The 24,279-nt window shown below is 69.1% G+C and carries 19 protein-coding genes; 8 read left to right on the top strand and 11 right to left on the bottom strand.

Annotated elements, in window-relative coordinates; translation table 11 throughout:
• Nucleotides 1-47 precede the first annotated feature (47 nt).
• Both tbsP and C447_RS10520 read left to right on the top strand, forming a co-directional pair.
• Nucleotides 48-863 carry a transcriptional regulator TbsP gene (gene tbsP / locus C447_RS10515; RefSeq protein ID WP_007693680.1) on the top strand — a complete coding sequence of 272 codons (816 nt, stop codon included), beginning with the start codon at nt 48-50 and terminating at the stop codon, nt 861-863.
• Nucleotides 864-980: 117 nt separating this feature from the next.
• Complete coding sequence (locus C447_RS10520) at nt 981-3,092, top strand: PQQ-dependent sugar dehydrogenase (RefSeq protein ID WP_007693682.1); 2,112 nt, start codon at nt 981-983, stop codon at nt 3,090-3,092.
• Nucleotides 3,093-3,102: 10 nt separating this feature from the next.
• On the opposite strand, the gene C447_RS10525 is transcribed toward C447_RS10520, so the two are convergent.
• Nucleotides 3,103-4,851 (bottom strand): acyl-CoA dehydrogenase family protein, encoded by a 1,749-nt coding sequence (locus tag C447_RS10525; RefSeq protein WP_007693683.1) that lies wholly within the window; start codon nt 4,849-4,851, stop codon nt 3,103-3,105.
• 156 nt (nt 4,852-5,007) lie between these two features.
• On the opposite strand from C447_RS10525, the gene C447_RS10530 reads away from it, so the two are divergent.
• Entirely contained in the window at nt 5,008-7,164 is a 2,157-nt protein-coding gene (locus tag C447_RS10530; RefSeq protein WP_010612239.1) for a hypothetical protein, read from the top strand.
• 132 nt (nt 7,165-7,296) lie between these two features.
• Entirely contained in the window at nt 7,297-8,733 is a 1,437-nt protein-coding gene (locus C447_RS10535; protein ID WP_007693685.1) for a DUF58 domain-containing protein, read from the top strand.
• Between the two features lie 135 nt (nt 8,734-8,868).
• On the opposite strand, the gene C447_RS10540 is transcribed toward C447_RS10535, so the two are convergent.
• The gene (locus C447_RS10540; protein WP_007693686.1) at nt 8,869-9,507 is read right to left on the bottom strand and encodes a TetR/AcrR family transcriptional regulator; all 639 of its coding nucleotides are present in this window, start codon (nt 9,505-9,507) and stop codon (nt 8,869-8,871) included.
• Between the two features lie 172 nt (nt 9,508-9,679).
• Between C447_RS10540 and C447_RS10545 the strand changes: the two genes are divergently transcribed.
• Nucleotides 9,680-10,411 carry a CPBP family intramembrane glutamic endopeptidase gene (locus tag C447_RS10545; protein WP_007693687.1) on the top strand — a complete coding sequence of 244 codons (732 nt, stop codon included), beginning with the start codon at nt 9,680-9,682 and terminating at the stop codon, nt 10,409-10,411.
• A 154-nt stretch (nt 10,412-10,565) separates the two neighbouring features.
• Here C447_RS10545 and C447_RS10550 read toward each other — a convergent pair whose 3' ends face one another.
• The 7 genes from C447_RS10550 to C447_RS10580 all read right to left on the bottom strand — a co-directional run bounded on the left by C447_RS10550 (nt 10,566) and on the right by C447_RS10580 (nt 18,542).
• Nucleotides 10,566-11,702, bottom strand: coding sequence for an XdhC family protein (locus tag C447_RS10550; RefSeq protein WP_007693688.1), 1,137 nt, complete (start codon nt 11,700-11,702; stop codon nt 10,566-10,568).
• On the bottom strand, nt 11,699-13,024 hold the full coding sequence (locus C447_RS10555; protein WP_007693689.1) for a VWA domain-containing protein: 1,326 nt from the start codon (nt 13,022-13,024) through the stop codon (nt 11,699-11,701). Before C447_RS10555 ends, C447_RS10550 begins: the two co-directional genes overlap by 4 nt.
• Entirely contained in the window at nt 13,021-13,974 is a 954-nt protein-coding gene (locus C447_RS10560; RefSeq protein WP_007693690.1) for an AAA family ATPase, read from the bottom strand. The genes C447_RS10555 and C447_RS10560 overlap by 4 nt, the downstream gene beginning before the upstream one ends.
• A 72-nt stretch (nt 13,975-14,046) precedes the next feature.
• Entirely contained in the window at nt 14,047-14,934 is an 888-nt protein-coding gene (locus C447_RS10565) for an FAD binding domain-containing protein (RefSeq protein WP_007693691.1), read from the bottom strand.
• Nucleotides 14,934-17,369: a xanthine dehydrogenase family protein molybdopterin-binding subunit gene (locus C447_RS10570; protein WP_007693693.1), complete on the bottom strand. Its 2,436-nt coding sequence runs from the start codon at nt 17,367-17,369 to the stop codon at nt 14,934-14,936. Before C447_RS10570 ends, C447_RS10565 begins: the two co-directional genes overlap by 1 nt.
• 1 nt (nt 17,370) lies before the next feature.
• Entirely contained in the window at nt 17,371-17,886 is a 516-nt protein-coding gene (locus C447_RS10575; protein ID WP_007693695.1) for a (2Fe-2S)-binding protein, read from the bottom strand.
• Between the two features lie 2 nt (nt 17,887-17,888).
• Nucleotides 17,889-18,542 (bottom strand): CoxG family protein, encoded by a 654-nt coding sequence (locus C447_RS10580; RefSeq protein WP_007693696.1) that lies wholly within the window; start codon nt 18,540-18,542, stop codon nt 17,889-17,891.
• Nucleotides 18,543-18,750: 208 nt separating this feature from the next.
• On the opposite strand from C447_RS10580, the gene C447_RS10585 reads away from it, so the two are divergent.
• Nucleotides 18,751-19,959: a molybdopterin molybdotransferase MoeA gene (locus C447_RS10585; protein WP_007693698.1), complete on the top strand. Its 1,209-nt coding sequence runs from the start codon at nt 18,751-18,753 to the stop codon at nt 19,957-19,959.
• Entirely contained in the window at nt 19,956-20,642 is a 687-nt protein-coding gene (locus tag C447_RS10590) for a nucleotidyltransferase family protein (protein ID WP_007693700.1), read from the top strand. Before C447_RS10585 ends, C447_RS10590 begins: the two co-directional genes overlap by 4 nt.
• Nucleotides 20,643-20,693: 51 nt before the next feature.
• Here the strand turns inward: C447_RS10590 and C447_RS10595 are convergent, their stop codons facing one another.
• A complete protein-coding gene (locus tag C447_RS10595) occupies nt 20,694-21,479 on the bottom strand; it encodes a DUF7388 family protein (RefSeq protein WP_204365839.1) in 786 nt (261 codons plus the stop codon).
• 344 nt (nt 21,480-21,823) lie between these two features.
• Between C447_RS10595 and C447_RS10600 the strand changes: the two genes are divergently transcribed.
• Complete coding sequence (locus C447_RS10600) at nt 21,824-23,248, top strand: MATE family efflux transporter (RefSeq protein WP_044956263.1); 1,425 nt, start codon at nt 21,824-21,826, stop codon at nt 23,246-23,248.
• A gap of 81 nt (nt 23,249-23,329) precedes the next feature.
• Here C447_RS10600 and C447_RS10605 read toward each other — a convergent pair whose 3' ends face one another.
• Entirely contained in the window at nt 23,330-23,959 is a 630-nt protein-coding gene (locus C447_RS10605; protein WP_007693706.1) for an HAD family hydrolase, read from the bottom strand.
• Nucleotides 23,960-24,279: the final 320 nt, after the last annotated feature.

The raw sequence follows: 24,279 nt of genomic DNA on the forward strand, positions 1-24,279 counted from the left end.
TATGCTATGGGAACGTATGTTTCGGCATGACCCCAACCTCAAATAGTGTGGTGGCGTCGAAAACTGAGCTCTTCGAACGTATCCTCGATGACGAGTCGGGAGAGGTCTTCGTCGTCGGCATCGACAACGACACGACCGAAGCGCTTCTCGACGTACTCGGAGACCTGGACGACTCGCCGACGGTACGGTTGCTCGCGGCGGAGTCGGTTCTGAAGGGGGTACGCAGCGACTTCGTTCTCGCGAGCACGGCGGCGGAGCTCGTCGAGGCCGACACGCTCGAACTCCGGACGAGCGACGAGCCCGCCGGGACGGGACTGGTCGTCACCGACGACCAGCTCGTCTCCCTGGTCCCGGCGGGCCGGTACACCGCGGGGCTGGCGACCGACGACACGACGTTCGTCGACGAGGCGAACGAACACTGGCAGGGGAGCTGGGAGCGCAGCGACGAGTTCGCCCTCCGGACGCCGGCGCGCTCGCAGGTCGAGGAGTCGCTGACCGAGACGTTCGGCCCGGACGTCGAGACCGACTTCCGGACGATGGTCAACGCGCTCCGGACCGCCCGCGGCAGCGGGAACGACGGGCTCGACGAGGTCGGCGCGAGCCTGCTCGTGGCGGCCAAACACGAGGCGTTGCTCTACGACATCTCGAAGTGGGGCGAGGACGTCGGCGTCGCGAGCAAGGCGACGTTCTCGCGGATGAAGACCACGCTCGAACAGCAGGGCCTGATCACGACCGAGAAGGTCCCGATCGACGTCGGCCGGCCGCGGCTCCGGCTCCTGCTCGCGGACGACCGCTTCGAGGGCGCGAGCGCCGAGGAGATCGCGAGCGCGGCCCACGGCTCGCTCTCGCGAACGCAGACGTAATCCCGGCCGCCCCATTCACCGACCGATTTCTCCCTCCATCCGACGACGGGAACCACGCGACTCGCTTCGGTACGACTTTGAGTGAACGTCCACTCGCATCGGATAGAACGATCACTAATGACACGAGGGAACACGAACGACCGGGACGACGGCGTGTGGCTCTCCCGACGCCGGCTGCTCGGCGCGACCGGCGCGCTCGCGGGGGCGGGCTATCTCGCGAGCGCGGGCGGGCGGGCACAGACCACATCGACCATCGAGCTCGGTGGGGAGATCGCCGGCTGGCAGGGGCGGGCCCCCGAGGCGATCGCCGACGAGACCAATCCGACCCTCCGGCTCGAAGCGGGCCAGGAGTACCGGATCGCGTGGACGAACCTCGACGGCTTCGGCCACAACATCGCGCTGCTCGACGACGACGGCGGCGTCCTCGAACGCACGTCCGTGATGAGCGAGGAGGGCGAGAGCCAGCGCCTCACGTTCACCGCCCGCGAGGCGATGGCCGAGTACGTCTGTGAACCACACGAGGGGTCGATGCGGGGGTCGATAAGCTTCGGAAACGGGACCGCGACCGAGACCACCACCGAGACCGACGGCGAACCCGTGGTCCCCGAGGGACCGACAGTAGCCCTCGACCGGATCGCCGGCGGGTTCGAGGTACCGACGGCTTTCGCCGCCCCGCCGGGCGACGGGCGGCGGTTCGTCGTCGACCTCCCGGGCCAGATCTACGTCCACACCGACGACGGACTGCGCGAGGAGCCGTTCCTCGACGTGGGCGACCGGCTGGCCGAGCTCACGGCCGAGCGGGGGCTGCTCGGCATCGCCTTTCATCCCGACTTCGGGACGAACCGCCGGTTCTTCCTGCGCTACAGCGCGCCGCTCGCCGACGACGCGCCGGACGAGTTCTCCCACACGGAGGTCCTCGCCGAGTTCACCATGGACGAGGACGGCGAACAGGCGGACCCCGACTCCGAACGCGTACTGCTCGCCATCGACGAACCCACGCCGTACCACAACGGCGGCGCGATAACCTTCGGCCCCGACGGCTACCTCTACGCCTCCTACGGCGACGGCGGCAGCCCGAGGGACATGGGACCGGGCCACGCCGAGGACTGGTACGACGCGAATGGGGGCGGCAACGGCCAGGACGTCACCGAGAACCTCCTCGGGAGCGTCCTCCGGCTCGACGTCGACTCCCGTGACGGCGAGAAGGCCTACGGGATCCCCGAGAACAACCCCCTCGTGGGCGAGGAGGGCCTCGACGAGCACTACGCCTGGGGCTTTCGCAACCCCTGGCGGATGGGCTTTTCCGACGGCGAGCTCTACGTCGCCGACGTCGGCCAGAGCCGGTACGAGGAGGTCGACAGGGTGGTGAAGGGCGGCAACTACGGCTGGAACGTCCGCGAGGGCACCCACTGCTTCGGAACCGAAAACGTGAGCGACGTTCCGGAGGAGTGCCCCGATTCGACGCCGCCCGACGTCCGCGGGGGCGAGCCCCTCCGGGACCCGGTCGTCGAGTACCCCCACCAGCGCGACGGCGAGTTCGTCGGCATCTCGGTGGTCGGCGGCTACCTCTACGAGAACGACGCGATTCCCGAACTCCAGGGCAAGTACGTCTTCGGCGATTACAGTCGGAAGGGGAATCCACGCGGGTCGCTGTTCGCCGCGATCCCGACCGAGGACGGCCAGTGGGACTTCTCGGAGCTCCAGGTCGAGGGTGCCGAGGGCGGCGCGGTGGAGGGCTATCTCATCGCCATCGGCCGCGACGAGACCGGCGAGCTCTACGCGCTGACCTCCGCCGGCGACCTCGGCGGGGCGGTCCACCGGATCACGGCCGCCGGGGGCGAGGCCGCATCCGGCACGACGGCGGGAGCACGGAACGCGACGGCCGCGACGGAGTCGGCCACGACGGCGACCGGGTCGGCACCGACGGGTAGTCCGACGGCCGGAACGGCATCGACGACCGCCTCGACGACCGGACCGGGAACGACGGACGCACCCACGGACGGGCGAACGAGCGCCGCGACCGGCACGTCCCGAACGGCCACCGGTGGGGGAACGGGCACGGGGGCCACCGCGTCGAGCCCTCGAACGGATGCTTCCGGGGGAGACGCGAACGGAAGCGGCGGGAACGCGACCGGCGACACGACCGCGACCGACGGCCCCGGCTTCGGTGTCCTCGCCGCGCTCGCCGGAGTCGCGGGACTCGCCGCGCGGCGACTCGGTCGGGATTAGCGCTTGGCCGTCACTCGGCGGGAGCCATCCCGTCGAGCAGCGCCGCCGGTTCGACGGAGCCGTACTCGACGACCGCGGTGAACTGCTCGTCGGCCATCCCGAAGCGCTCGTCGGCGGCGAACCGGGTCTCGACGAATCGGCGGGCGACGAGCGCCTTCCGACCGTCCTGCTCGGCATCGATCCCCCACTGCGCTTCGTCGAGCAACAGTGCCCCCGTCACCACGTCGAAGACGAGGTCCGCGAGCCGCTTTGCGTGGTACTGGGCGAACGCCTCGTCCTCGGTCGCGAGCGTTCCCAGCGCGTCCTGCAGTTCCCCGTACCTCGATTCGACCGTCTCGACCGCCGACTCCAGCGCCGGGTGGTCGACGGCGTCGAGTTTTTCCTCGACGTAGGGCAGGAGCGCCTCGTGGGCGTTCTCGCGGTTCAGCGCGCGGAGGACGTCAAGCCCGAGGACGTTCGAGGGCCCCTCCCAGATCGGGAGGACCTGTGCGTCGCGCAGGAGCCGTTCGGTGGTGTGCTCGCGAACGTAGCCGTTCCCGCCGAGGACCTCCATGGCGTAGGACGTGGTCTCGACCGCCATCCGGGCGGTCCTGTACTTCGCGACCGGGACGAACAGCCGCAGGAGCTTGTAGGCCGCCGAGTCGTCGCCCGCGCGCTCGCGTTCGTCGAGCAGCCGGACCGCCTCGAACGAGAACGCGGCGGCCGCCTCGTAGTCGACGGCCATCCCCACGAGGTCGCGGCGCATCAGCGGGTACTCGTCGATCGGGTTGCCGAACGCTTCGCGCCGTGCCGCACGGACCTTCGCCTCCAGCAGCGCCCGCCCCATCACGCCGACCGCGCCCATCGCGTTCGTGAGGCGCTCGTAGTTCATCATCTCGGAGATGTATTTGAACCCGCGCCCCGCCTCGCTGACGAGGAAGGCTTCGGCCCCTTGGAACTCGATCTCGCCGGTCGGCACGGAGACCGTGCCCAGTTTGTCCTTGAGCCGCCGGAAGTGCGAGTCGTTGACCTCGCCGCCGGGTTTGGTGCGCGGCACCAGAAAGAGCGAGAGCCCCGCGACCCCGTCGGGCGCGTCGGGCGTTCGTGCGAGCGCGCCCTCGGCGTCGATGTTCGAACAGAACCACTTCTCGCCGTGGAGCTCGTAGACGCCTTCCTCGTCGGTCGGCTCGGCGCGTACCTCGTTCGCGCCGACGTCGGAGCCGCCCTGTTCCTCGGTGAGGAACATCGCGCCCTCGATGTGGTCGTCGAGGGTCGCGGCCGTCAGCCCGGCGAAGTACTCGTCGAGTCGGCCGTCGTCGAATCGATCGAGCACGATGGCGACGCCCGTCGTCATCGAGACGGGACAGCAAAAGCCGATGTCGACGTACGAGAGCAACGCCTGCATCGCCAGCGGGTGGCACAGTCCAACGGGCGAGTCCCGACCGGGTGGCGCGTGGAACGCGTCGTGTGTCATCCGGAACTCCTCGTAGGCGATCCGCTCCTGGTCGCGGAGCGAGGGGTGGTACTCGACCTCGTTCAGCCGGTCGCCGTACTTGTCGAACGACCGGAGTTCGTGACCCGCCCCGTCGATCCGGTCGGCGGTGTCGGCCATCTCGTGCCCCAGGCGCTCACCGAACGCCGAGAGGAGCGCCTCGGCCCACTCGAACTCGTCGTCCGGGTAGACCCGCCGCGCCTCGAACCGGAGGGTGCGGTCGAGTTCCCAGTAGTTGCACTCCCGTCCCTCGTCGAGACGGGCGTAGTCGATCGGGTCCGACGTCATCCACGATAGTCGGTGATCGTGCGTGATAAACGTCGCCCTCCACCCCCGGCGGTCGAAACCCGTTCGTGGACCGCTCTCTTGCCACCCGGCGGCATTTCGTCCTCTTTTTTCGAAACGAAGGAAAGCAGTTTTATCCGGGCATTGAGACTCGTCGGTGTGGCCTTCACACACCGTCGTGCCGGGGTGCTGGTCTGGGTCGGCGTGCTCCTGGTCGCGGCTGTGGGCGTTCCGGTCGCGGGTGCCGTTCCGTCGGTATCGTCGGGGGACGCGAACGGGATAGTTCCCCAGCGCGGTGGCACGTCGCCGGCGAACAACACGAGCATCCAGCAGGAGGACCCCGAAGCGGTGGATGCCTCGGGCAACGTCTCGGAGCTCCAGAACTGGTTCTCGGGCCGACTGACCCGGACCGTCGTCAACTGTTCGGAGGGGCTCACCGTCGGCGAGTACGACGCCTGCAATCGGTCGGACGGGGACTATCCGGAGTGGCTGGACGGCTACGTCAACGTCACCCGCGAGAGCGACTCGGGGAACAACCGGACGGAAGCGTTCGAGCGTACCAGGGAAAACCAGACCGAGTACGCCTCGAAGGTTCGGCGGTTCCGGAACACCGTCGAGGCGTACAACGACGCCCGGAACGAAAGCGATACCCAGCGGGCGCGTCGGCTGGCCCGCCGGGCACAGACCCTGGCGACGGGCGTCAACCGGACGAGCGGCAACCTGACGCGGAACTACGGGGCTATCGCCAACGGGACGGGACGCGACCTCACCCCGGCGACGCGGACGACGCGGACCGTGAGCCACAACGTCACCACGACCGCCGCATCGCTCTCGATCGAGCAGTTCCGCAACACGACGATCACCGCACGGGGGGCGGACCGCGTGATATCATTCAGCGACCCGCTTCGCGTGACCGGCCGCGTCGCCGCCGTGAACGGCACCGGACTCGCGGACCGAACCGTCGGGGTTCGGGTCGACGGGCGGCTCCGCGGGACCACGACGACGAACGCGACGGGCGCGTATCGGCTCACGTACCGCCCGACACGGGCCCCGCTCGATACCGACCGCGCGACGCTCCAGTATCTGCCGCGGAACCGTTCGGTCTACAGCGGCAACGAGACCACGGTGCCCATCGATATCCGGCAGGTCGAGCCGACGCTGCGGGCGACCGGCGGTTCGAACGCGGTGAGCTACGACGGGCTCGTGACGGTCGACGGGAGTCTCGCCGTCGGCGGCATCGGTGCGGCGGGGATGCCGGTCGCGGTTTCGGTCGACGGCGAGGAACTCCGGTTCGAGGACGGGACCCGCGCCCGAACGGCGTCGAACGGCGGGTTCCGGCTCTCGGCCCGGCTGCCGAAGGGGGTGAACGACGGACGGCGAAGCGTTCGGGTGTCGCTGCCGCTCGACGACCGGGCGCTCGCCCGCGACAACGTCTCGATACCGATCACGGTTCGGTCGACGCCGACGGCGCTCTCGGTCGACGCCACACAGACCTCCGTCAACGGGTCGAACGTGAGCGGGCCGGTGGTTCGCGTTACGGGCCGTCTCACGACGGACGGTGGCCAGGCCGTCCGTAACGAGTCCGTGGCGCTCGCGGTCAACGACACCACGACGACGACGGTGACGACCGACGGGAACGGGAGCTACGACGCGAACGTCTCGGTTCCGGAGTCGGCGTTCGCCGGGAGCACGGGCACGGTCCCGGTCACGGTCGGCGCGCGCTACGCCGGTGTCGACACCAGCCTCGAGGCCTCGATTGTACGGACGACGCTCCGGATCGACGTCCCCGCCCAGCCCACGCCGACGGTCCTCGCGGAGTTCCTGGCGTTCCTCGCCGAGCACCCGTGGTACGTCGGCGTTCCGGTGGTCGTCCTCGTGCTGGGGCTCGGTTACGCCGTCGCCCGAATGTGGGGCGGCTCCGGGTCCGAAGAGGAGGCGACGACTACCGGCCCTGCCGCGGAGGACGGCTCGTCCACGGGCGAGACCGCGGCGGACTGGGGTTCGCTGTTGGACGCCGCGAACCACCAGCTGTTCACTGGGGACCGGGCGGGTGCGGTCGCCACCGCCTACGCGGCCACCCGGCGGAAGCTCCGGGACGACCTCGGGCTCGGCGGGTCGTACACCCACTGGGAGTTCCTCGACGCCGCCCGGAACGCGGTCGACGACCGTCGGGGTGCCGCCCTCGGTCGCCTCACCGAACTCTACGAGCGCGCGGCGTTCTCGCCCTACGACCTCCCGGAGGGGACGGCGAGCACCGCGCTCGACGACGCCGAGGCGGTCACCGGGGACGGATCGGACGAGCACACCGGGGAGTGAGCACCTCGCCACGGCTCGGCGCACGACCCTCTTTACGACGATGCGCGTCACATCGGTCGCCGGACCCGTCGAACCGCCCGGATCCGTTCGGACGACCAGTACCTTGAACTATCGGGCTGTCGAGGTAGGCGCATGCGACTCACGCGCCGTGGCTGGGGGTTCGTCGGTGCGGGCGGGGTCCTCGTCGGACTCGCCGTCGCCTTCGCCGACCCGCGCCTGCTGGTCGGCGCGGCCGCGCTCGGCGCGTGGCTGGCGGTCGAGCAGTACCGGTTCGTCCGGGCGGCGAGGCGGACCGCCGATACGATCGTCGTCGAGCAGGTGCTCGCCCAGGAGCGCGTCGTCGCCGAGCGCGAGACGTCGGTCACGCTCGCCGTGCGGCTGCCCGAGCCGTCGTCGCTCGACGTCACCGTCGAGCTCGCGCCGCCGGTGAGTGCGACCGGCACGAACCGCGAGGGCCGCCGCGTCCGGCTCGAACCGGGCGAGACGACCGCGAGCACGGCGGTCTTCCTCGAATGGGCGGTCGCCGGGACCTACGAGTTCGCCACCCCGACGATCGAGATACGCGGTCCGGCCGGGTGCTTCACCGAGCGCTTCACGCGTGGGTCCACGCCGACGATGGTGGTCGAACCGCGCGGTCCGCACGACATCCACGTCGGCCAGGGTGGCGACCCGCTGATGGCCGCCTACGGCGAGCGCGAGAGCGGCCGCCGCGACGCCGGGCTCGACCCCGGCGAGCTCCGGGAGTACGTCACCGGCGACGCCGCGGGCCGGATCGACTGGAAGGCGACCGCCCGGATGGGCGAGCCCTACGTCCGCGAGTACGAGATCGAGACCGACATCGTCACCGCGATGCTCGTCGACCACCGCGCGACGATGGCCGATGGGCCGACGAACGAGTCGAAGCTCGATTACGCGATCCAGGTCGCGTTGCTGTTCGTCGACAGCGTCCGTTCGTTCGGCGACCCGCTCGGCTACTACGCGGTCGGCGACGAGGGGCTCACCGACCGGCGCAACCCCGCGGTCGGACAGTACTCGCTCATCGAGGGGCGACTGCGCGACCTCACGACGACCGACCCCGTCGCCACGACCGCCGACGACTCCGGGAGCCACAGTCCGGCGACGTCGCGGCGCGCCGCCGTCCGCCTCTCCGGCGACGACGCGTTCGGGCGCACGCTTCGGCCGTACTTCGAGACGGGCGACACCTACGCCGAACGCATCAGGGGCGACCCGCTGTTCGAGACCGCCCGCGCCCACCTCGCCCGGCTGAGCGGCACCGTCTGGACCGTGATCTTCACCGACGACGCCAACCGGGCCGAACTCCGCGAGACGGTCAGGCTGGCCCGCCGCGGCGACGGTCGCGTGCTCGTCTTCCTCACCCCGTCGGCGCTGTTCGAGCCGGGTGGCCTCACCGACCTCGAAGCCAGTTACGAGCGCTACCGCGAGTTCGAGTCCTTCCGGGTCGAACTCGCGCGGCTGCAGCGGGTCTCGGCGTTCGAGGTCGGCCCGCGCGACCGGATCGACGCCATCCTGTCGAGCGCACGCCGGCGGGCGACGTCACGGAACGCATAGGAAAAGCGGTTCTGTCGAAATACTATTATTTCTACGACATTTGCTGGAACACCCGTTCGGTAGCTGTTCGAGTGTCACATCCGCGAGCAAAGCGAGCGATTGGGAGACGAGGACTCAGAAGGTTGAATCGCGGTATCATCCCTCGGTCGTCAGTCCACGTGCGAGCGTGGAGATCAGCACGTCCTGCATCCGGTCATAGTATCCGTGCTCGAGCCCCGCTATTTGTCCCTCGTATCGTTCGAGTTCGTCCTGATGGAGCGCCAAGAGTGCGACTGAGGAACCCATGAGCCCCAGCACTGTGGTTGGTTCCATCTCCGCGAGCGGGCCATCGCTCCGACGTTGGATATCTTCGATAATGGGAATGGATTGCGCCATCTCCGCCTCTACGAGCTCATCATATCGCTCCTTAGAGCCACTTCCGACGATTTCCTGGTAGTTGCCCTGAACGACTGTCTGCTGGATAAGCGGATTTCCTTCGACGAACTCGGCGTAACACCGGAACAATCGTTCCAGTGCTTCCTGTGGGTCGTCTACCCCTGCGAGCTCTGCACGCACGTTCTGTAGATACTCCTCGAGTTCGCGCCGGAGAATTTCGATGTAGAGGTCCGATTTCGCGTCGAAAAACTGGTAGAACGTCGGTTTCGCGATTCCAACGGGGTCTGTAACGTCCTTCACGGTCGTTTTCTTCGGCCCGTACGTGAGCAAGCGCTCGCGCCCGCTCTCGATGAGTTGTTCCCTGATTCGCTCCCGCTCCTCGTCGCTAAAGCCGGGCATATCGGTTGTTCATCTTAGAATCCTATAACCAGATTGGTTATCAGTTATGACTCTATAACCGAAAAACGTATCTGGTTATAGAGTAAGCAAGCAGCTATGAGCACGGTAGAAAGAGGCCGTCTTCCCCCCGAACTGGACGTAGACGAATGATTGCGCACGACCCGGGCCAGCTATGAACTCGCCCGTCGACACCGAGGCGGACACATCGACCGACCGGTCACACCTGCGGACCGTGGCCGTCGCCATCGGCTTGCTGCTGGCCGGCATGGCCGTCAACAACGGTGTCGGCTTGTTCGCCGTCCTCGTGTTCGGTGTCGAGTCGGTCACAACCGGCGGGACGGGCTTTCTGGTCGGGGCCGTCTTCGGCCAGGGACTGGTGTTCGTCGTCGCGCTCGCGTACGTCCGCTGGCGCTCGCTCCGCATCCCATTCACTCTTCCCTCATGGAAGCAATCACTCCTCGTCGGCGTCGGCGTGGTCGTCTCCGTCGTCGCCGCCAGCGTGCTGAATTTGCTCCGTCAGAGCCTCAGCCCACCAAACACGATCAGCGGCCTTGGCGAAGTCTTCGCGGCCGACCCAACGCTCATGCTCGTCGTTGGCGTGCTGTCCGTGGTGCTGTTCGCGCCCGCCGAGGAACTGCTCTTTCGTGGAGCGATCCAGGGCCGCCTCCGGGAGGCATTCGGGTCTCGATGGGCCGTCGTCGGCGCGAGCACGCTGTTTGGTGCTTGGCACCTCCTCAATTTCGCTGGGTCGCTGCTCGGCACGATACTCGCCGCCGCCGTCCTCGGCGTCGTGTCCCTTCTCTGGGGATACGCGTACGAACGAACCGACAACCTCGCAGTCCCTATCCTCATTCACGGCCTCTACAACCTCACATTCCTGCTCGTCTCGTACGCGATCCTCTGATACGGAGCTTAGCGACCCGAGAGTCCGAGCGTGAGTCTTCCATTCCAGATATCGTGACTTTCGGAGGCTACATCCGGTCACACCATCGAAGGAAATCACGAATTTCCAACTACTTCAACGGCGATGAAGATTCGAAAGTACGGCGGCGACGAACCTACTCGGGGGCGGGCCCGGCGTCGAGGTCGCGGCGGTCGTGGATCGGCCCCGCACGCACCGAGAGGTGTCCCGAGGACCGACCGTTGGCGACCGCGAGCACCTCGCCGACGATGCTGTAGGCGACCTCGTAGGGCGAGTCGCCGCCGAGGTCGAGGCCGATCGGCGTGTGGACCCGCTCGACGTCCTCGCCCGTCATCGAGACCTCGTCGTCGAACTCCTCGCGGAGCTCCTCGAAGCGCTCGCGTGGCCCCATCAATCCGACGTAGGGAACCCGGGTGTCGAGGAGGGTTTCGAGCGCGAGGCCGTCGTCGACGAAGTTGTGGGTCATCACCACGACGTAGGTCTCGTCGTCGAACGAGAGGTCATTCCCGAGGTCGGCCGGCGAACTCGACAGGACGGCGTCGGCCCCGGGGAACCGATCCCGGCTCGCGCGCGCCCCGCGGAAGCTCACGACGCTGACCCGGAAGTCGACGCGCTTGGCGAGATCGACGACCGGGACGACGTCCGGACCCGACCCCAGCACTACGAGATGTGGCGGGACGTCGATCCCGTCGACGAACACCTCGACCGGTCCGTCGTCCGTTTCGACCTCGACGACGTCCGCCCCGCCGTCGCCGAGGAGTTCGGCGGCCGGTTCGGCGAGTGCCTCCCGAACCCGGTCGTCGAGTTCGCCCGTGAAGCCCCCGTCGGGACGGTACCACGCCCGCTCGCCGATCGTTCCCGCACCGCCGACGACCGTGGCGACGGCGACCGGCTCGTGGGCCGCGACCGCCTCGACGACCGGACGGTAGCGCTCGTCGACGGGTTCGAGCAGCACCGTGATGACCCCGTTACAACCCATGCCGTGCCCCCAGAGCGCGTCGTCGCCGCCGGTGAGGTCGTAGGTCTCGATACGTGGCTCGCCCGACTCGCGGACCGCCGCGCCGACCCGCGCCACCTCGTCTTCGAGACAGCCCGCGGTGATCGAGCCGGCCGTGTCGTCGGGCCGGATCAGCATCTTCGCGCCCGGCCGTCGGTAGGCGCTCCCCTCGACATCGATCACCGTCGCGAGCACGTCGTTGCGGCCGTCGTCGAGCGCGTCGCCGACGCGGGACAGTACTTCGGTTGCCGAGAGGCTCCAGTCGGTCGTGCTCATGATGTGTTCCTCCGTTCGTCGGTTGCCTCGACCCGCCGTGGGTCGTACTCGTAGCCGATCCGGCCGTGGCGACCCTGCCGGTCGAGCTGGCGCGCCAGCTCCGCGAGGTCGTCGGGGCCGGCGAACGCGAACAGCCCGTCGAGGTAGGGCAGCGCGGCGGCCATCCCGCGCGCCGTCGGTTCGAACTCCGGCGAGGCCGCGAGCGGGTTCAACCAGAACACCGCCCGTGCCCGCCGCGACAGCCACGCCGCCTCGCGTTCGAGGGTTTCGACGTCGCCCATCTCCAGGCCGTCGCTGACCACGAAGACGACGGAGTCGCGCGAGACGGCGTCCGATGCACGTTCGTGGAGCCGGGCGAACGAGCCGCCGATCCGGGTGCCGCCGCCCCACTCGGTCTCGGCCCGCGAGAGCGCGTCGAGCGCGCGTTCGTCGGGCGCGTCGAACGCCGACGTGACCTCGCGGAGGTCGTCGTCGAAGAAGAACACCCGTGCCTCGCGCCACGCCTCGTGGGCGTGGCGAAGGAATTCGAGCAGGAACGAGCGGTCCACCACGTCGAGCACCGACCGGCTGACGTCGACCAGCAGACAGGCACGAAGCTCGCTTCGCGTGCGTCGTCGTCGCGGTAGCTCGGCCACCGTGCCGCCGGTGGCGACACTGGCCCGGAGCGCGCGCCGGACGTCGGGGCGCTCGTCGCCGCCCGCCCGCCACCGCCGGCCCGACAGCGTCGCGAGGCTTTTGGTGAGCGCGTCGAACGCCGTCCCGAACTCGTGGTCGGCGCGGGCTGCCGACACCGCCGTCCGCCGCCCGTTCGGGCTGTACCGCGCGGTCGTCGCGCCGTCGCCGTCGGCGGCCGCGGTCTCGCGACCGACGACCGCCCCGACGTGGCGCTCGGCGAGCGTTTCGTCGCGTTCGTCCTCGTCCCCTTCCCCGCCCTCCCCGGACTCGCTGGCGGCGGGTTCGGCCCCGAACGATGCGAGCCCGCCGTCGGGCCCGTCGTCGGTCCACCCTGCGGCGTCCGCGGCGTCGGGACCCGCACCGAGCCGCCGCCAGAACGCCTCGAACAGCCGTTCGAACGTCGGACGGTCCCTCGCGTCGGCGACGAGGCTCGCCCGGAGCGCGACCCGGACGCGGTCGGGGTCGTCGAGCCCCACGTCGGCGAGCCCCCGTCCAGCCGTGACGCCCGCGTTCGCCGGCACCTCCACGCCCGCCCGCCGGAGCGCCCGGACGAACCGCACGAGTTCGTCGCGAACGTGGTCGCTGGCGGCGGCGAGCGGGGCTCCGTTCCCGTCGGATCCATCGAACCCGTTCCGACCGGGGCTCACGCGTCGACCTCCGTCGCGGCGGCGAGCAACGACCCGAGCAGGTCGTCGTCGACGCGTTCGACGTCCTCGACCTCCTTTAAGAGACAGCCGAGCGTGGTCCGAACGGTCTCGGGGTCGAGGGGCTCGTCCGACCCGTCGCGGAGCACGGCCACCGCACGCGCCCAGTCGATGGTCTCGGCCGCGCCCGGCGGTTTCAACAGGGGTTCCTCGCGGAGCCGCCCGACCGCCGCACAGAGCTCGGCGGCCACCGCGGTGTCGAGCTCCGGCACCCGCCGTTCGAGGATCGCGCGTTCCTTCTCGAACGACGGCGGCTCGACGTGGAGGAAGAGACATCGGCGCTTCAGCGCGTCCGAGAGGCCGCGCGTCCGGTTCGAGGTGATGACCACCGCCGGCGGGGTCGACGCCCGGACCGTCCCGAGTTCGGGTATCGTGACCTGGAACTCGGAGAGGACTTCGAGCAACAGCGCCTCGAACTCCTCGTCGGCGCGGTCGACCTCGTCGATCAACAGTACCGGCGGACGGTCGCCGTCGGCCCGGAGCGCCCGGAGCAGCGGGCGTTCAAGCAGGTACTCCTCGGTGAAGACCGACGGGTCCGCTCCACCGGCCGACCCGGGACCGTCGACGCCCTCGCCGGGCCCACCACCGGTGTCGGCGGTCTGAACCGACAGGAGCTGTTTCGTGTAGTTCCACTCGTAGAGCGCGCTCTCGGCGGTCAGTCCCTCGTAACACTGGAGTCGGACGAGGTCGGTGTCGAAGCCGTTGGCGAGCACCTTCGCGAGTTCGGTCTTTCCCGCCCCCGGCTCGCCCTCGACGAGCAGCGGCTTGCCGAGCCGAAGCGACAGCGCCGTCGTCGTCACGATCTCGTCGTCGGCGACGTATCCCGTGGCGTCGAACGCGGCCCTGACTTCAGCCTCGGTCGTCTCGGTGAACCCCGTCGGCCGTTCGCTCATAGTGAACCTTCGTCGTCGAGGAATGTAGCTCCCTCGCTCGCCCGGTCCGCGGTGAACCGGGGTCCCACCGAGTCAGTCGGCCGCCGTCCGGTCGGCGGCGTCGTGGACGCCGGTCAGCGCGCGCTTGGTGTAGACTTCGAGGAGCTGGGCGCGGAACTCGTTCGAGGCCTGGAGGTCCGACATCATCAGGTCCACGTCGAGGTCGTCGCCCGCGTGGTCGGCGGCGGCCTCGATGGTGTCGGCGTCGAACGTGCCGTCGACGAGCGCCTCCTCGACGGGTTCGAGGCGGACCCCGTGGTCCATCACGCCGTTGGCGGCGACGCGAGCGGACTCGATCGTGTCGCCGTCGATGTCGAGCAGCGCGGCCACGCCGACCATCGCGTAGCCCGAGGACGGACTCGCCTTCTTCGCGTACGCGCCGACCGCGCCGTCGGCCACCGGGATCTCCACGCGCGTGAGGAGCTCGTCGGGCCCGACGTCGGTGGCGAACATCCCGAAGAAGAACTCGTCGGCCGGCACCTTCCGCTCGCCGTCCGGTCCCTCGACCACGAGGGTGGCGTTCGAGGCGAGCGCCGCCCCGGGGAGGTCCGCCGCGGGGTCGCCGTGCGCGAGGTTGCCGCCGATGGTCCCGCGATTTCTGACCTGCACGTCGCCGACCCACGCCACCGCCTCTTCGAGCGCGGGGGCGTGCTCGGCTACCTCCTCGGATTCGAGGATCGCGCCGTAGGTGGTCATCCCGCCGATCGAGAGCGTGTCGCCGTCGACCGTGACGCCCGTCATCCCCTCGATGCCGCTGATGTCGATCAGGACATCGGGGCTCGACAGCCCCGTCTTCATCGCCGGCAGCAGGCTGTGACCGCCCGCGAGGAGTTCGGTCTCCTCGTCGGCGTGCTCGTCGAGCAGCTCGATCGCCTCGGCGACGCTCTCGGCCTCGTAGTAATCGAACTCGTCGGGGAACATCAGTTCTCACCTCCGTCGCTGGCCGCATCCTCGTGCGCCTCGTCGGTCGTCCCGCCGTCCGCGACGGCGCTCTCGTTCACCGCCTGCCAGACCGACTCGTTCGTGAGCGGCATGTCGATGTGGTCGACGCCGAACGGTTCGAGCGCGTCCACGACCGCGTTCACCACGGCCTGCGGGGCCGCGATGGTGCCCGCCTCGCCGACGCCCTTCACGCCGAGCGGGTTGTGCGGCGACGGCGTCTCCGTGCTGTCGGTCTCCATGTGGGGGATGTGCTCGGCCTTCGGCACCGTGTAGTCCTGCATCGACCCCGTCACGAGGCTGCCGTTGTCGTCGTACTCGGCGACCTCGTAGAGCGCCTGACCCACGCCCTGGGCGATGCCGCCGTGGACCTGGCCCTCGACGATCTTGGGGTTGATCTGGGGGCCGACGTCGTCGACGGCGACGTAGTTCTCGAACTCGATTTCGCCCGATTCGGGGTCGACCTCGACCACGGCGGCGTGGGTGCCGAACGGGAAGACGAAGTTCTCCGGGTCGTAGAAGGCGGTCTCCTCGAGCCCCGGCTCCATCCCCTCGGGGAGGTCCTGGGCGAGGTAGGCCTGCTGGGTGACCTCCTGGATGGTCATCGAGCGCTCGGGTGCGCCCGAGACGCTGAACTCGCCGCCCTCGAAGTCGATGTCGGCCTCGTCGGCCTCCAGCTGGTGGGCGGCGATCTTGCGTGCCTTCTCGACGACCTTCCCCGCGCTCGTCGAGAGCGCGCTCCCGCCGACCGCCGCCGACCGCGAGCCGTAGGTCCCCCGACCTTCGGGCACCTCGTCGGTGTCGCTTTCGACGATCTCGACGTCGTCGTAAGGAACCCCGAGCTCGTCGGCTACGATCTGGGCGTAGGTCGTCTTGTGGCCCTGGCCGTGCCCGGAGGTGCCACAGAACGCCGTGACCTTCCCGCCGGGATGCATCCGGACCAGACCGTTCTCCCAGAGGCCCGCCTGTGCGCCGAGCGAACCCGCGATCTTCGATGGGGCGAGCCCGCAGGCCTCGATGTAGCTCGAGAAGCCGACGCCGATGTACCGGCCCTCGTCGCGGAGCTCTTCCTGGCGTTCGCGGAGGTCGTCGTAATCGAGCATTTCGAGCGCCCGGTCGAGCGCGGGTTCGTAGTCACCGCTGTCGTAGGTGACGGCCACCGGCGTCTCGTAGGGGAACTCGTCGGGGCCGATGAAGTTGTGCCGCCGGAACTCGGCGGGGTCCATGTCGACCTCGCGCGCCCCGAGGTCGATCAGCCGCTCGACCACGTAGAGCGCCTCCGGCCGGCCCGCGCCGCGATAGAGGTCCACGGGAACCGTGTTCGTGAACGAACCGACCACGTTGCAGTAGATCGAGGGGATCTCGTACTGACCCGAGAGCAGCGGTGCGTACAACACCGTGGGGATCGCCGCGGCGAAGATCGAGAGGTACGCGCCGATGTTGGCGATCGTGTTCACCCGTACCGCCTGGATGGTGCCGTCCTCGTCCATCGCGATCTCGGCGGTCGTCTGGTGGGCGCGCGCCTGCGCGTCGGTCTGGTAGGTCTCCGAACGCGTGGCGGTCCACTTCACCGGTCGTCCGAGCTGCATCGAACACCACGACGCGAGCGCCTCGTCCGGGTAGAGCGGCGACTTGCTCCCGAACCCGCCGCCGACCTCGGGCGCGCGGACGTGGATCTTGTGCTCCGGCACGTCGAGGACGCTCGGGAGCAACAGCCGATGGAGGTGGGGGTTCTGGGTGGTGAGGTCGAGTTCGAGGTCGCCCGAGCTGGGTTTGTACTCCGCGAGCGCGGCCCGCGGCTCCATCGCGTTCGGGATGACTCGCTGGTTCTCGAGGTCGACCTCGGCGGTGTGGGCCGCGCTCTCGAAGGCGTCGTTCGTGGCGCTCTCGTCCCCGAGTTCGAAGTCGAAGGCGACGTTGTCGTCGAGCTCCTCGTGGACCCGCGGCGCGTCGTCGTCGAGCGCGTCGCTCTGGTCGACGGTCGCGTCCTGTCGGTCGTAGTCAACGTCGACGAGGTCGACGCCGTCCTTCGCGGTGTAGCGGTCCTCCGCGACCACGACGGCGACCGCCTCGCCGACGTGTCGCACCCGGTCGGTCGCGAGCATCGGCCGGTCCGGGTTCTTCAGGCTCGGGAGCTGCCAGCCGGTCGGGATCATCCCCGGCACGTCGACGTCCTCGCCGGTGTAGACGGCCAACACGCCGTCGAGCTCCTCGGCCGCGCTCGTGTCGACGCCCTCGATCGTCGCGTGGCCGTACTGGCTCCGCACCACCGCCATGTGGGTCATGTTCGGCCGCTGGATGTCGTCTGTGTACTCGGCCTCGCCGGTTATCAGCGCGGGGTCCTCGCGGCGCTCGACCGCCGACCCGAGCACGGCCTCGGCGTCGATGTCCTTCGATTCGATGGTATCGATACCCATCTCACTCACCCTCCACGGTCTCGCTACCGCCGTCGGCCGCGACCTCCTGGTCCATGTGGTCGGCGGCGTACTCGACCGCGTTGACGATGTTCTGATAGCCGGTACACCGACAGAGGTTGCCCTCGATCGCCTCCCGGATCTCCTCCTCGCTCGGGTCCGGATTTCGCGCGAGGAGGTCGTTCGCCGCGAGCATCATCCCGGGCGTACAGAACCCACACTGGAGGCCGTGTTCCTTCTGGAAGCCCTCCTGGATCGGGGCGTAGGTGCCGTCCTCGGCGAGCCCTTCGACGGTCGTGACCTTGCGGCCGTCGGCCTGGACCGCGAGCAGGGTGCAGGACTTCACCGCCTCGCCGTCGAGGTGGATCGTACAGGCTCCGCAGGTCGAGCTCTCGCAGCCGACGTTCGTGCCCGTATAGCCGAGTTCGTCGCGTAGCGCGTGGACCAGCAACGTTCGCGAGTCCACGCTGAGTTCGTGTGCCGTGCCGTTGACGCTGAGTTCGATGTCGTGTTCTGCCATTGTTAGTTGCTCCGAGACCGCCCGAGAATCCGGTCGACGATGCCGCCGTCGTTCGATTCCTCCGTCTCCGCCGTTCCGTCACCCTCCGCGTCCATCGCCTCGCTGTCGGCGATCTCGCGGTCGCGGATCTCGCTCTGGACCGAGGAGAAAAAGCGCTTGACGACCTGGTTCGCGGCGGGGTTGATGACGCGCTGGCCCATCGACGCGATCCGGCCGAACACCTCGGCCTCGGCGCGCCAGTCGACCTCGACACCGTCGTCGGTTTCGTCGAGGTCCATCCAGGCGTTCATCTCGAACGAGCTATCGCCCGCCGAGCCCTCGCCCGAGGCCTTCATCTCGGGCTGCTCGCGGTGGTCGATGGTCACCACCGTCTCGAAGGTGGGGTTCACCGGACCGATGCTGATGCCGATCACCGTGGCGTAGGTCTGGCCCTCCTCGAACGCGCGGTTCGCGATCACCTCCGGGTCAGAGGTCGGGTCGACGTCCCTGTCGCCGTGCTCCTCGCGGAGCGCGTCGAAGTCGACGTCCTCGTCCTCGACCGGTACGAGGAACTGACAGCCCGGAAGCGCGTTCTCGATCATCACCGGGTCCGAGAGCGCGAGCCAGACCTCGTCGACCGTGGTGTCCTCCAGTTCGAACGTCCCATTGAATTCCATGTCGGGTATCCTCGGCAGGCACGCGCTGCCTTCGTGCTACTGCGGCCTTCGAAGACAAAAAGATTAGTGTCGATCCTGATAGTTTAGGCGCGCCTTATTCTCACGACCGACGGACGGCGGAGTCGTCCCCGGGGGTCGAACACCGAGTCCGGTCCGACGAGTAGGGAGACGCCGACAGCGTATTCCGGTCGTTCGCCGTAGGCATGCCATGCCCGGAGCCGAGACGGTGACGCGCTCGACGGCGGTCGACCGACTCCTCGAACACCGAGCCGGGTTCCTCGGGGCGCTCTCGTCCGAACCCGTTGGGCCCGCCGAGAGTGCCGGCCGAACGCTCGCCGAGGATCTGCGCTCGCCCCGCGACGTGCCGCCGACGGACTACGCCACGATGGACGGCTACGCCGTCGCGACCGACGACGACGGCGCTCGAACGGTCGTGGGGAGCGTCGCCCCCGAGGACAGTCCCCCACGTATCGACCCCGGCGAGGCCGTCGAGGTCGCGACGGGCGCGCCGCTCCCCGAGCGGGCCGACGCCGTCGTGCCGCGCGAAAATGCGACCGTCACGGACGACCAACTCGCGGACCCCCGGCTCGCGAGCGGCACCAACGTCATCCGTCGTGGGACCACCACGTCGGCGGACGAGCGGCTGTTCGCGGCCGGCGACCGGCTCGCCCCCCGACACGCGGCGCTGCTGGCCGACGTCGGGATCGAGTCGGTTCGGGTTCGCCGTCGGCCCTCGGTCGCCATCGTCGCCACCGGCACCGAGATCCACGAGGGTCGCCAGCCGGACCGGGACTCGGACTTCCTCGCCGGTCTCGTCCGCCGGTGGGGCGGCGAGCCGTCGGCCCCGAAGACCGTTCCGGACGACCTCGAAGCCGTCGAGAGTGCTATCACTGACGCGGCGGCCAGCTACGACGCCGTCCTCACCACCGGCGGGACGAGCGTCGGGGCCGCCGACCACGTCTCGGGCGTTCTCGCCGACCACGACCTGCTCTTTCCGGGGGTGGCGCTCCGTCCCGGCCGACCCGTGACCGCGGCGCTGGTGAACGACACCCCAGTGATCGGATTGCCGGGCAAGCCCATCGCGGCCCACACCGCCGCGGTGCTCGTCGTCCGAGCGCTGTTCGTCGGCAGGGCGGCGATTCCGACGACGACGGTCGAGCTCGCCCGCCGCGTCGCGGTCCCCGACGACGGGATCGAGTACGCCGTTCCGGTGGTCGTCGAAGCCGGAAACGAGGGGCGGGAAGCGATGCCGCTCGGGCACGTCGATTCGTCGCTGCCGCTCTACGAGGAGCGGTTCGCGCCGGGGCTCGTCGCCGCGAGCACGCGCGCCACGCTCGCCGACGGCTTCGTGCTCACCGACGCGTCGCTCGAATCCGGCGAAACTACCGAGGTCGTCCCGTATCCGGTGGTCGAATGAGTGGCGGCGACCTCCGTCGGCTCTCGCCGGCCGCAGTGCGGGACGCGCTCGATGCGGAGCGGTCCACGGATCCGACGGTGGTCGGGGTGCTCCTCGCCGCGGGCACCAGCAGCCGGTTCGGCGTGGCGAACAAGCTCCTCGCCGAGGTCGACGGCGAGCCGCTGGTCCGCCGCGCGGCCCGCACCCTCCGCAACGCCCGGCTCTCGAACCTGATCGCGGTGCTCGGCTGCGACGCGGCGGCGGTTCGCGACGCGCTCGCCGGGGCCGACGTCGCTGGCGACAACGCCGATTCCACGAATTTCCGATCCGTCACGAACCCCGACTACGAACGCGGGCTCTCGACGTCGGTTCGGGCGGGCGTGGATGCAGCGGCCGAGGCCGGGGCGAACGCGGTCGTGTTCCTCCCGGGGGACATGCCGGGAGTCGACCCCGTTACCGTGAACCTGCTCGTCGACGCCTATCGGGCGGACCTCGCGGACGCGCTCGCGGCGAGCTACGATGGCCGCCGCGGGAATCCCGTACTCTTCGACGAGCGGCACTTCCCGGCGCTCCGCGCGGTCCGCGGCGACGTGGGTGGGAAACCAGTGCTCCTCGACGCCGACCGTGGAGCGGTCGTCGAAACCGACGACCGGGGCGTCCGGACCGATATCGACACCCGCGACGACCTCGACGGCCGCGGCTGAGGGATCGATGGCCGAACGAAAACTTCTCAGAGGTGTCCTTTCCGGTGGCCGTCAGTGGCCGAGCACGGTCGGTCCACGCGCCGGATAGCCGACGAGGACGTCGACGCCGGCCGCCCGGAGTTCGTCGACCCGCTCGTCGATCGTCTCGGGTGGGCCCGCGAGCGCGAACCCCTCGATCGCCGAGAGCAACACCGAGCGCGACCGGCCGGCGGCCGTCGCGTCGGTCGCGGTGCCGTCGGCGGCGGCCCCCGTCGCGTCGGTCGCGGTATCGAGCGACGCCGCGACCGAGCCCCGGCGGGAGACGTAGCCACCGAGCGCGTCGAGGAGGACGTCCTCGTCCTCGCTGAAGACGACCGGCGCGTAGACGGCTATCTCGCCCTCGAAACCCGCCGCGCGGAGCGCCCGTACCTCGCGGAGGGTCGTCGGTTCGAGGAGTTCGAACTGGGTCCCGCCCGCCGCGAGCGCGATCCGCTCGACGCCCTCCGTGCCGACCCACGCACCCGGCGAGCGCTCGCGAGCCGCGCCGAGTCGTGGAGCGATGGCACGGCTCCGTTCGTTCGCCGAGAGGTACGCCGGGTTGCCGGCGACGACCACGCGGCCGACGTTCGGGGGGAGGCGCGCCACGAGGCGGTCGTCGCCCAGCGGGTCGAAGCCGTCGGCACGGACCGGCGTCGTGACCCGGAGGTCGGTCCCCCGCGCGAGGTCGGCGAGCCGCTCCGAACTCGGGACCCGTTCGCGACCCTCGTAGTCGACGACCGCCGTCTCGACCCCGTCGAGGCTGACCCGGTCGAGGTCGACCTCGGTCGGTTTGAGCGCGACCCCGTCGAAGCCGGCCATCGAGAAGGTGGCGATGCCGGTCACCGCGGCTCACCACCGAAGCGACTGGAGAACGGACGGCGGTCGGGACGGCTATCGCGGAACACGATCCATCGTCTGTGCGACCATGGTCCCACGAGTCGGTGCCGGACCTAAACTCCGTCGATGACCCTCGGCCGGCGGAACCTGTTGGCCGACAACGAAATCGATCGTGATAGAAAATCGGATAAAATGGGTCCGTGTGAGGGTGTAGCTCGGCATTTCCCCAAGTTTTCATCCATATTTGTACAGTATATACGAATCATACTGAAACGCCTTTACGTCGCGATCGGGTAGGAAGGGTGTTGCCATCCGTTCCAAACCCTATCCGGTTTCTCGTTTCGTCCGTCGGTTTCGTGCTGTCCTGGCTCGGGATAATCGACCGGCAGCGTGCGCGCCGGACCACTGACCTCGCGTGGCCACGTATCGTCACCGGCATCGCCAGGATGTCGAAGAACGCCGTCGACGTCGCGATGGTCGGCATCGCGGTCGGCTCCGCGGGCATCGCGGGCGTCGGCTTCGCCGGCCCGTTCTGGGGGCTCGGCTTCGCCATCGGCGGCGGGATCGCCGCGGGCACGATCGCGCTCGTCTCCCAGCGCTACGGCGCGGGTGAGCACGACGGGATCGGCCAGACGGTCCGGTCGAGCACCGCCGTCGTCGTCGGTCTCACCCTGCCGGTCACCGCGATGTTCTGGGTGCTCGCACCCGACCTCGTCGGGCTCATGACCAGCGACCCGCGAGCCGCCGAACTCGGTGCGTCGTATCTCCAGGTGGTCTCGCTCGGTATGCCGTTCGCGGCGCTCAACCTCATCGGCAGTCGGGTCTTCATCGGTTTCAACGACGCCCGCACGCCGATGATCCTCCGGTCGGCGGGGGCGGTCGCCAACGGCCTCATCAACGCGGCGCTGATCTTCGGGCTCGGGATGGGCGTCGTCGGCGCGGCCATCGGCACCGTGCTCTCGAACGCGGTCGTCTGCAGCGTGTTCGCGACCGGGCTCGTCGCGGGCCGGTTCCCCGGCATCGGCGAGTTCCCCGTCCGGATCGACCCCCTGGGGTCGTACGTCGACCGCGAGTTCGTCTCGCAGCTCGTCGAGATCGGCACCCCAGTGATGGGTCGCAACCTCGTCTGGACCGTCGCGGAGTTCCCGATGCTCGCGATCGTCGGGCTGTTCGGCACCGAGGTGGTCGCCGCCTACGTCATCGCCAGACGGATCTGGGGGCTGATGAACACGCCCGGCTGGGGCTTCGGGCTCGCTTCGTCGAGCCTCGTCGGCCAGGAACTCGGGCGCGACCACGAGGAGACCGCCGAGGCCTACGGCTTCGAGATCGTCAAGTTCGCGGTCGGCGTCTACCTGCTCTCGGCGGCCGTGGTGTTCGTCCTCTCGGAGCCGATCGTCCGGGCGTTCGTCGATAGCCCGACCGACCCCGCGATCCCGGTCGCGGTCTCGATGGTCTCGGCGGCCTGCATCGCCATCGTCTTCCAGGGGGTCACGGGTGGCGCTGCCGGCCCGCTCGACGCGAGCGGCGACACGCGCTGGCCGTTCGCGAGCCAAGCAATTGGAACGTTCTGCGTCGCGATCCCGATCGCCTACCTCGGCGCGACGACGCCGCTCGGGGTCTGGGGGATCTACCTCTCCTTCGCGGCCGAGACCACCGTGCCGGCCGTCCTCAACTACTACCGGCTCGCCACCGGTGAGTGGAAGCGCGTCAGTCGGAGCTACCGACCCGGCGCGAGCCCGGCCGACGACTGAGGACGGACCTCGATCCGACGGTCGGTCCACCGACCCGCGCGTCCGCTGCCGAACCGTTCAGGGTCGAAGAACGATCTTCGCTCATCCCGAGCGCTGTATCCGGTCGAGAACCGGCGGGAGGGCCGTGAAGTCCTCGACGGTGTAGTCGGGTCGTCGGTACGGCTCCTCGTCGTCCTCGTTCTCGACCCAGACCGTCGTCATCCCGAGACACTGGGCCATCAGGAGGTCCTCGTTGAACTCGTCGCTGACCATCACGACCGCTCCGTCCGCACCCTCCATGCTGCGGACGTAGCCCCGCGGATGTGGCTTCGGTCGTTCCAGATCGCTCGAAACGAGGAGGGAATCGAAGCAGTCCCGGACCCCGTGTTCCCGGAGCACCGACTCGACCCAGGGCTTCACCACGTTGCCGAGCAACACGAGGGAGTGCTGGGTCGCCAGTTCGGAGAGAAGTTCCACGCGCTCCGCCGGAAAGGCCGGGTCGAGCCACGTCCGCTCGACGTACTCGCGACAGTCCGCCTCGGTCGCGCCGGTCAGCGTCGACAGCAGGTCGACGTACTGGGCTTCGGTGTCCAGAAACCCGGTTCGGAAGAGGTAGTAGGCCAACCAGCCGGGATAGGGGTCCCGGTCCGGGGAGACGCCGAGCAGGTGGGCGTACTCCCGTTCGTCGACGTGGTCTGCGAGCACACCGCCGTAATCGAGGACGAGTCTCATTCGTTATCGAATTGCCAGGAACGGAATAGTTCTTCCCCCGTCCCGTATCCCGCTACGCACCCACCCGTTCCGCTCCAGTGCACTCGATGGAGCCGGAAGAAAGTGTTTTCCGAACCGTGTGCGAGAAACGCGCATGCTGAGTGTCGTTCGAGGGAATCCTGCTCGGAATCCGAGCTCTCGGTAAAAACGTCACTTCGTTCGATTCTCGTGACTACGAATCCACACCCGACTCGCAGGCTTCGCCGTCGTCGTCACCGTCGAGCTGGTTCGGGTCGCTCGGGTTGTTCTCGAGGTTCCGCTGCTGTCTCTTATACACATCT

Source organism: Halococcus hamelinensis 100A6 (assembly GCF_000336675.1).
GTDB lineage: Archaea > Halobacteriota > Halobacteria > Halobacteriales > Halococcaceae > Halococcus > Halococcus hamelinensis.